Source organism: Prauserella marina (assembly GCF_002240355.1).
In the GTDB taxonomy this organism is placed as follows: Bacteria; Actinomycetota; Actinomycetes; order Mycobacteriales; family Pseudonocardiaceae; genus Prauserella_A; species Prauserella_A marina.
In genome coordinates, this window is sequence record NZ_CP016353.1 from 4,817,095 (window position 1) to 4,825,893 (window position 8,799).

4 protein-coding genes are annotated in these 8,799 nt (G+C 68.5%); 1 reads left to right on the forward strand and 3 read right to left on the reverse strand.

The genetic code is table 11. From position 1 onward, the window contains the following. Nucleotides 1–6: 6 nt before the first annotated feature. From BAY61_RS22530 to BAY61_RS22540, 3 genes are all read right to left on the reverse strand, one after another. Nucleotides 7–1,917 carry a vWA domain-containing protein gene (locus tag BAY61_RS22530; RefSeq protein ID WP_143021446.1) on the reverse strand — a complete coding sequence of 637 codons (1,911 nt, stop codon included), beginning with the start codon at nucleotides 1,915–1,917 and terminating at the stop codon, nucleotides 7–9. A gap of 95 nt (nucleotides 1,918–2,012) precedes the next feature. Next, complete coding sequence (locus tag BAY61_RS22535; RefSeq protein WP_091809504.1) at nucleotides 2,013–4,781, reverse strand: AfsR/SARP family transcriptional regulator; 2,769 nt, start codon at nucleotides 4,779–4,781, stop codon at nucleotides 2,013–2,015. Between the two features lie 65 nt (nucleotides 4,782–4,846). Then, on the reverse strand, nucleotides 4,847–5,047 hold the full coding sequence (locus tag BAY61_RS22540) for a hypothetical protein (protein WP_091809502.1): 201 nt from the start codon (nucleotides 5,045–5,047) through the stop codon (nucleotides 4,847–4,849). A 651-nt stretch (nucleotides 5,048–5,698) separates the two neighbouring features. Here BAY61_RS22540 and BAY61_RS22545 point away from each other — a divergent pair. Next, a complete protein-coding gene (locus BAY61_RS22545) occupies nucleotides 5,699–8,740 on the forward strand; it encodes a BTAD domain-containing putative transcriptional regulator (protein WP_094168515.1) in 3,042 nt (1,013 codons plus the stop codon). Nucleotides 8,741–8,799: the final 59 nt, after the last annotated feature.

Consider the following 8,799-nt stretch of genomic DNA (forward strand, 5'->3'; position numbering starts at 1 on the left):
AAGCGGTCACCACTGCCGCGGTGGCTCCTGTGCCCGCGCGGCCACGCGACCACGGCGGATCAGCAACACCGCGCCGAGCCCGGCGCCGGCCACGATCGCGCCACCGCTGAGCCACAGCCACAGCGGATCGATCGAGGACCCGGTGTCGGCGGCGGTCACGACGTTGTCCTCGGAAGGACCGCCCGCGCCCTCACCCTGCTCGCCGCCGGAGTCGGTGATCAGCCCACCTGGCTGGCCCTCCGGCGGCGCCGCGTACTGCGGACCTTGCGCCTGCTCGCCGGCGACGTTCACGTACAGCCTGATCGGAAGGGTTCCGCTGAACTCCTTCGTTCCGGCCTGCACCGTGATGTAGTGCCAGCCCGCGATGGCGGCGGCACTGCTGTCGTTCCGGTTGTCGTAGAGCACCTTCGGCATCGTCAGTTCGTCGGTCGACTCCTGCTCCTCGTGGATCACGACCGAAGAGGTGCTGTTGCCGGACACGGGAGAGCGCACCGAATTCCGGGTCGCGACATCGACGCTCAACACCTCGTCGATGGCCCTGCCGTCCACATTGACCTGTGCGCCGAGACTCTGTCCCCAGTCGAGATTCACCTTGTAGGTCGCCATCTCCCCCGGACCGAGTTCGTCGGCATAGACGCCGGTTCCGGACAGCTCGGTGGCATCGTTGAAACTGCCGCCGCCGGTCACCGGCCGCTCGTCACCGGTGGGGAGTTCGAAAGGCACGTTCGCGGTGTTGGCCTCGGGGCCAGGAGCTCCCCGCAGCGGCGGTTCGAGGGTCACCAGCAGTTCGAGGTCGTAGCTCCACACCTCCGGGTCGTCCGGCCCGCTTCGCTCGACGGCGAGCAGAACCTCGTCACCGGCATTGCAGTTCCGTGCTTCCTCGCCCACCCACGACAGGGTCGAGGTGACGTGCGAAACCCACATGGCCTCGGTTTCGCTGGAACTCTCGCATTCCTTGCCCGCGGTGTCGAGCAGCCGGGTCTCTACGGACACCACACCGTTGCTCTGGCTGTTGGGAATCACTGTCGTCGCAGCAAAGTGGACGGTGTAGTCCTTGGGTACGTTCAGCCGGTAGTACTTGGTCTGGTTCGGGTCGATGCCGTCGATGTACTGCCCCGCCTTGATTTCCGGCGCCTGCGGGTAGTCCTCGGTCCCCGTAATCGGCGTGCCCTGCGCCTCGTAGGTCCGCTGGGCCCTGCTGACCACCTGCGGCAACTGCTCTTCGAGCGAACCGGCATCACCGGCGTCGGTGTAGGTGCCGTTGCTCTTCTCCGCGATGCAGGAGAGTTGTTCCCTCGCCTCGTCGTCTACCTGGAATCCGACGGTGTGCACGGAAAGGTCGACGCCCTCGTCGGCAAGTTCCTCGGCGACCTCGCACGGATCGGGCGGGGCACAGGTGTCGAGGCCGTCGGAGATGAGTACGACCGCGCGCGGTCCCTCGTCGGGCAGTTCGTCGGCGGCGGCGCGCAGGGCGTTGCCGATGGGCGTGAACCCGGACGGCTCGACGCCGTCGACGGTGCGCTTGAGCGCGTCCGCGTCGACCGGCCCGACCTCCTGAGCGGTCACGATGTCCTGGCAGCCCTCGGCCTTCTCGCTCTCACTCTCGCCTGTTTGCGTTCCATAAACCTGCAAACCAAGCTGCGCGGTCGAGTCGAGGCCGTCGATCAGGTTGTTCAACGCGGTTTTCGCCGCGTCCATCCTGGTCTCACCCGCCGAGGTCTCCCGCGTCATCGACCCCGAAGCGTCCAGCGTCACCATCACGGGCGCAAGCTGCTCGTCTTGCTCTTGTTCTTGCTGTTGCTGGTACCTGTCGGCGGGCGTGGCCTGCGCGGGCACCGTGGTCAGCGCCGTGGCGAGAACCACGCCGAGCAAGCCCGCTCTGGCGAGGTTCCGCCGTGTCCTTTCCCGATTACTCACCGGGCCTCCTCACGTGATCACAACCATGTGTCGGCCCGTGAGACCCGCCATCGCGTTTACTGGTTGCAGACGCATCGGTCGCCGCTACATTCGCGCTACCCCCCTTCGGGGATCCCGATGGCGTCGAACAGCGTCACCGGCACGATCCGTTCTCTCGCGCCGATGGCCTCGATGACCTCACGAGCCCGCGCGGCGTGCTCGGCGGCCTCGGCCTCCCTGCCGAGCGCCCTCAGCGACCTCGCCGTTCTCGCGCGACATTCGGCCGTGCCGTATCCGTCACCCAGTTCCTCACACAGCGGCAGCAGCGTCATGGCACGCCGGAGCACGGCGTGCCGGTCTCCCCGTTCCTCGTGCACGCTCGACGCGAGGTTGGCGGTGCCGATCCTGCCGAGAAGGTTGCCGTCGTCGCGGTGAATCCGGTCCGATTTCTCCAGCAGGATCAGCGCGTTGTCCGGTTCGCCCCTGACCTGGTGGACGAGGGCGAGGTTGGCCAGCGCGGCCGCCTCCAGCCGGGAGTAGCCGTGTGCCACGGCGATGTCAGCCGCCTTCCGGCACGTCCGCTCCGCGTTGGCCACATCCCGTGTCAGCACCAGCACGGCTGACTGGCTGAGCAGGGCCGTCACCTTGTCGAATTCCGCCTCGGCAAGCGTTTCAGCGCGCTTCGCCAGCCGCAGCGCCTCGGCGTGATTGCCTCGCTGCCGCTCGATGTCGGCGAACTGGGTCAGCGCGACCGGCTCCAGTTCGGGGCGGCCGGTCTCGGCGAGCGCGAGAACACGTGCCGCGAGCCGTTCGCGTTCCCCCCAGCGAAGGGTCAGATCGAAGTAGGGCGCGAGCGCGTGGACGAGCGGAGGGGCGAGTTCGGCTGCCCCGCGTTCGCGATGCGCCGTGAGCGCGGTGAAGACCTCGACGATGGGCCCGATCTCGGCGGCCAGCCAGTTCCGCGCCTCGCGGACCGAATCGAAACTCACCGGATCGAGAGCGGCGACGGAACGGCCTTCCGGGAGACCGTACGGCGAGCGCGGTCCGGACAGCCGCTCCATCACACGTCTCACGGCGGCGAGATACCAGCGGCCCGCCCTCGACAACGCGTCGGCCATTTCCCCGTGCGGCAACGAGGACGCACGCTCCCTCGCCAGCACACCGGTGAGGTCGTGGAACCGGTAGCGGCCCGGCGAAGGGCTGAACACGAGCCGGGCGTCGGCAAGGGTTCGCAACGTCCGTTCGGCGCCCGTGAGCGGCACGCCGGTCAGCGCGGCGGCGAGCGCGGGCGTGTATTCGGGGCTTGGCAGCGCGCCGAGCAGATCGAACAGCGACCACGCGGCCGCGCTGTCGCCGCCCAGCCCGGCTTCCAGGCTCGTCCTCATGTCCATGTCGTCGTGGCACAGCTCGGCGAGCCTGCCGCGTTCGTCGCCGAGCAACTCCTCCCACGCGGCCAGCGACCAGTGCGGGTTCGCCGCCGCCCTGGCGCCGAGCACCCTGAGCGCCAGCGGGAGTCCTCCGCACAACCTCGCCATGCCGAGCGCGTGGCGCGGCTCGGCTGACACCGCGCGGGTTCCGATGAGCCTGGCGAGCAGGTCGACCGATTCGACATCGGACAACGGTTCCACCGGCACCCGCGGCGCCGAGGAGGGTCCGCCGCTCGGCGAGCGGCTGGTGACGATCGCGGCGCAACCGGGCTCCGATGGCAACACAGCGGCAACCTGGGAAAGACTGCCCGCGTTGTCGAGCACCAACAGCACCGGCCGCTCGCGAAGCCGTGCCCGGTACCGGCTCGCCAGGTCGTCGGCTTCCGCCTCGATTCCCAGTTGTCCCGCCAGCGACGCCAGTACCCCGGCTGAATCGACACCGCCGAGATCCAGGTAGGCGACACCACCGGGAAACCGGTCGGCGAACCGGGCAGCCGCGCGCAGCGCCACAGCGGATTTCCCTACCCCTGCCTGCCCGTGCAGCAGGCACGTCAGCGCGGCGCCTTCCGATTCGCGCAACGCGTCGAAGTGGCCGCCGAGTTCGGCGAGCACGTCGTCTCTTCCCACGACGTGCACCGGAGGCGGGGGGAGCGGGACCGCCTTGCCTTTCGCGACGGTGACCGGGGAGGCGACGCGATCGACCGCGAGGGCCTCGGTGTCTCCTCGCAGGATGGCCTGCTGGAGTTCCCGCAGCCGAGGTCCCGGTTCCACGCCCGATGTCGTGATGATGGTCGCGCGCATCCTGCGGAAACAGGCGATGGCCTCGGCAGCCCTCCCCGAGTGGTAGAGGGCGAGCATCAGCAGTGCACCGATGCGTTCGCGCCGGGGAAATTCCGCGTGCACACGTGCCAGCTCGGGGACGAGCCTCGCCGCTCTCCCCAGCCGCAGTTCCAGCTCGAAGCTCAACTCGGCAATGGGGAGGTAGCTCTCTTCGAGCCGGGGTCCCCACCAGGCCCGCAACGGAACGTCTCCGATGCCGAGCAGCGGAGGCCCTTCCCACAGCGCAAGCGCTTGCCGCGCGTGTTCGACGGCGGCGGCGGGCGAGGTGTCCGCCAGCACGTGCGCCCGCTCGCCGAGCCCGGCCAGCAAGGTGGCGTCGACCTGCCGGGGCGAGACGACGAGCTGATAGCCCGAGTGGGTACTGACGAGCGTGCCGTCGGGCAGCAGCGAGCGCAGCCTGCGGATGTAGTTGCGAATGGTCACCTTCGCCGACGAGGGCGGCGCGCCGCCCCACAGTTCCCCGGCGATGGCCGCGGTGGGAACGGGAGCGCGATCTCTCGACAGTAGTACGGCGATTACCGCTCGTTGCATCGGCGCGGTGACGGGAACCGGAGCGCCTTCGCGCTCCACTCGTACCGGCCCCAGCACCGAGAAACGGAGCCCCGCCGGCCCGCTCATCCGGCGAACTCCGGATACGGCCCGCGCCCGGCCCGGGTAGCCGTCCCCCGCATCATGCCGGGACCCTAGCCGATCAGCCCACGGCGACCGGCCGATCGCATCAGGTGATCAAGGATCACCCTTGCCGGATGCGGCACGCCGAACGCTTCGAGAGTCCACAAAGGACGCCCGGTGCGGGAGCGAACGTCATCGCCTGCGGTTTCGACTGCCAGAAAGCCGCCGTCAAGCCCGTAGTTGACCAGTACCACACCCGACGAATCGGACATGAGCTCTGTGACCTGGTAGTTTTCGGGTCAGCAAATGGAAGGAGGTGCCAATCAAGTGCCAGCGAGAGCCGCGAAGCTGGACCGAGCCGAGAGAGACCGTTCGCTGGACCGCTGTCCGACGAGCCGGACAAGGACTTGTGTGCCCATCACCGACGACCCTGACCCGCATTCCCGCGGACACCTCGGCCCCCAGTCGGCGCCGAATATCGTGAGCAAAGCAAACGATATCGCACAGGGGCCCCTCCCGCAAAGGAAAGAGCACCAGCGAAAACGCGAGCTCACGTGTCTCGTGCCGCCTCGAAGATCCTTCCCGTGATCAGCACGATCACCAGCACAGACACCATGGCCGGTGCGGCCGGAAAACCCGTTGTGGACATTCACTAGACTGCCCACCGCGAAGGGTCTCTCCGGCTGTCCCGGCGTCAAGCTCCCCGCTTCCTCCGGGGCGTGGAATCAGTACGTGCCATCACGACTGGCGCGTTCCAGCCCTGCTTTCATGATCGGATACCTCGCTGACATGTCGCTGACACTCTTCTGTCACTTCGGGCCGGGCAGATCCGGCCCTCCACTCCTCGTCCAGGGGCGATCACTCAGCGTGCTACTGGACGGCTGTGGACAGAACACCGTGTCGGGTAGCCAGGGGCGGCTGCCGTGACCGGGCCCGCTGGTTCGCTGCGGCGGATCGACAAGCTGATTCAGGAGTTTCGCCGCAGGGCGGGGATGACGCAGCAGCAGGCAGCGGAACTGGCCGGGGTGAGCCTCGCCGGACTACGTGACCTCGAACAGGGCAGGGTCGCCAAGCCGAGGGTCGCGACGCTGCGCAGGCTCGCGACCGCGCTCGCGCTGTCCGCCGACGAAACCGACGAACTCATCGGGCTCTCGCTGAACACTCAGATCCCGGGCTACGACCTGTGGGTCCAGGTACTCGGCCCGCTGTCGGCCCAGGTCGCCGGTGCCGCCGTCGATCCTGGTTCGGCACGCCGGAGGATGCTGCTCGGACTGCTGGCACTCGCCCCGAACGAACCCGTCGCCCGCGATTCGCTGCTGGAATGGTTGTGGGACTCGGAACCGCCGGAGACCGCGGTCGCGCTGTTGCAGACCGACGTGTCCCGGCTGCGCCGCAGACTGCTGCCCCGCAAACCGGATGCCTCAGCCAACAGGCTCGTGATCGCCACCCAGTCCGGATACCAGCTCACCCTTGGCGACCAGCAACTCGACCTGCTGGCTTTCCGCAAGCTGGCCTCGGCTGCCGCCGAGTCGCGTAAGCAGGGTGATCTGGTCGGTGCGTGTGAGCAGTTCAAACAAGCGGTGAACCTCTGGCGCGGCGAACCGCTGACGAACCTGCCCGCGCTGCGCGTGCACCCCGCCACGGTCGCCCTCGGCCGCGAACGCCAAGCCCTCGTCCTCGACTACGCCAGCACCGCCGGCGAACTCGGCCGCCACAGCGAAGTACTGCCCTTCCTCCGCGACGTCGCCGAATCCGACCCACTCCACGAAAACATCCACGCCGCACTCATGATCGCCCTCGCCGGCAGCGGACAACAAGCCGCCGCCCTATCGGTCTTCACCGACCTACGCAACCGCCTCGCCACCGAACTCGGCGCCGACCCCGGCCACGAACTCGCCCAAGCACACCAACGCGTCCTCCGCCACGACCTCACCCGCAGCGAACAACCCGCCACCGCCACCCGCGCCCACCGCCAACTCCCCCGCGACATCGCCGACTTCACCGGCCGCGAAACCGAACTCTCCGTCCTCCAAGCCCGCGCCGCCCGCAACGCCGAACACCACACCGCCACCACCATCGCCAACATCGTCGGCATGGCAGGCGTCGGCAAAACCCGCCTCGCCGTCCGCCTAGCCCACCAACTCCTCGCCGCAGGCAAATACGGCGACCAGCAACTCTACGTCGACCTCCACGGCCACGCACCCCAACCACCCGCCGACCCCAACACCGTGCTGGCCTCCTTCCTGCACCTCCTCGACGTCCCCGGCGATCAGATCCCGCAAGACCTCGACAGCAGGGCCGCCCTCTACCGCGACCGCCTCCACGGCAAGAACGCACTGGTACTGCTCGACAACGCCGCCACAGCCGAGCAGGTACTCCCCCTCCTCCCAGCCGGGGCAACCCACCTCGTCCTGGTCACCAGCCGCAGAACGCTCGCCCTCGACGGCACCCACACCCTCCCCCTCGACGTCCTCAGCCCCACCGACGCCAAAGCACTCCTCGTCCAGATCGTCGGACCCCAACGCGTCAACGCCGAACCCACCGGAGCCCGCGACGTCGTCGAACTCTGCGGCCGACTCCCCCTCGCGGTCGCACTGGTCGCCCACCGCCTCCAAGCACGACCCGCGTGGAGATTCGAAGACCTCGCCCTCCGCCTCCACGAAGCAAGCGACCGCATGAGCGAACTCGCCGCCGGAACCCGCCGAGTCCGCGCCGCCTTCGACCTCTCCTACCAAGCACTCACCACCGAAGCACAAACCGTGTTCCGACTCCTCGGCCTCCACCCCGGCGAGGACTTCACCGCCGCGTCGACGGCCGCGCTGGCCGGACACACCCCCACCCACACCCGACGAGTCCTCGACCACCTCGTCGACGAACACCTCGTCATGGTCACCAACGGCGACCGCTACCGCCTCCACGACCTACTCAAGGACTACGCCCGCGACCTCATCAGCGCCGAGGACATCGGCTACCGCAGGAAAGCGCTGCGCAGGCTGCTCCGCTGGTTCTCGCACTCCGCGGTAGCGGCGCGGGCGCGGCTGCTTCCCGACGACCCGCTCTTGTTGCCCGCGTGGAGTGAGGGCGCGGAGCATCTTCCCATCTTCGCCAACGAGGACGCGGCCTTCCGCTGGCTGGAGGCGGAAAGCGCGACGCTCGTGAGCGCGCTGCCCGCCGCGCTCGAACACGGGCTCCCCGGGGCCGCGTGGCGGCTCTCCGTCGCGTTGCAGGCTCATTTCCGGTTCACGAGCGATCGGAGTGTGTGGCTGGACGTCGCCAAGACCGGGCTGGCGGCGGCGAGGGCTGCCGAAAACAAGCAGGGCGAGGGCTGGACGCTCAACGACCTCGGCGTCGCCTATGCCGAGACCGGCGACATGGACAGGGCGGCCGAGTTGTTCGCCGAGTCGATCGCGATCCGCACCGAACTCGGGGAATTGCAGACTCTCGGGCGGGTGCTCGGCAACTCCGCGATCGTGCACGCGTTCAAGGACGAGTTCGCAACCGCCATCAGCGAGTTCGAGCGGGCTCGCGAGATCGCGAGGGACGTCGGCGACGTCTTCTTCGAGATCGGAGTGGTGAACAACCTCGGCGAGACCTACCAGAGAGCAGGCCGCTACGACGAGGCGATCGCACAATTCCGCGAGGGCATCGCGATGTCCGACAAAGCGGGGCACACGCGCAACAGAGCGCTCAGCCTGCACGGGCTCGGTAGCGCGTTGGCCCGGCTCGGGCACCACTCCGAGGCGATGGAGCCGTTGCGGGAAGCCATCGACATCCACCACAGGGCGAAGTCGAGGGCCGACGAGGCGGAAACCTTGCAGACGCTCGGCAACGTCCTGCGTGAACTGGGTGACGAGGCCGGCGCGATCGGCTGCTGGGAACAGGCGCTGACCCTGCTCGAACAGATCGCGCACTCCAGGGCGGCCGAGGTACGGAAGCTGCTCGACAACGCCGTGCTCAGCGCGTAGTCCTCGACGAGGGCGTGCCCCGCGGATACCACCGCAGGCACACTTGTGTCTACAGTGGA